The organism is Corallococcus interemptor, from assembly GCF_003668875.1.
Classification (GTDB): domain Bacteria; phylum Myxococcota; class Myxococcia; order Myxococcales; family Myxococcaceae; genus Corallococcus; species Corallococcus interemptor.
The window spans coordinates 1-435 of the sequence record NZ_RAWM01000358.1; the positions used below are offsets into that span (position 1 = coordinate 1).

Consider the following 435-nt stretch of genomic DNA (forward strand, 5'->3'; position numbering starts at 1 on the left):
GTGCCTCACCGATGGCATCGGCGTAATCCTGGCGCGCATAGGCAGCGTAGGCACGCTGTGCGGCACCACCATCGCCCTGCAGGTCGGCCGGCATCAGCTCGCAGAGGCTGCCGCTGTCAACGGACTGGCAGTGCTGGACTGGTGCCAGGTACGCTTCGGCACCGATGCGGGGAAGCTCGCGACTGGAGCGGATCGCCCGGCTGCGTTGCTCGATGCCCTGATGCAAAAGCTGCTGTGACCGTGCATCGCCTTCACCTGCCGGTACCGCCGCCTGCAACGGTGCCAGCAGTGCAGCTGCGCGCACCCGATCGCCTGCGGCCAGCGCCGCATCCACCGCCAGCAGGCGCACGTTGCGCTGCTGCGTTGCTGACCCCGGCGCAGCGAGCGCGGTGTCGAAGTCCTCATTGGCGAGCACGGTATTGCCCTGGCGCTGAC

1 protein-coding gene is annotated in these 435 nt (G+C 68.5%); it reads right to left on the bottom strand.

Annotated elements, in window-relative coordinates:
* On the bottom strand, nucleotides 1–435 hold a 435-nt coding region (locus tag D7X96_RS39245), incomplete at both ends, for a hypothetical protein (protein WP_208647458.1).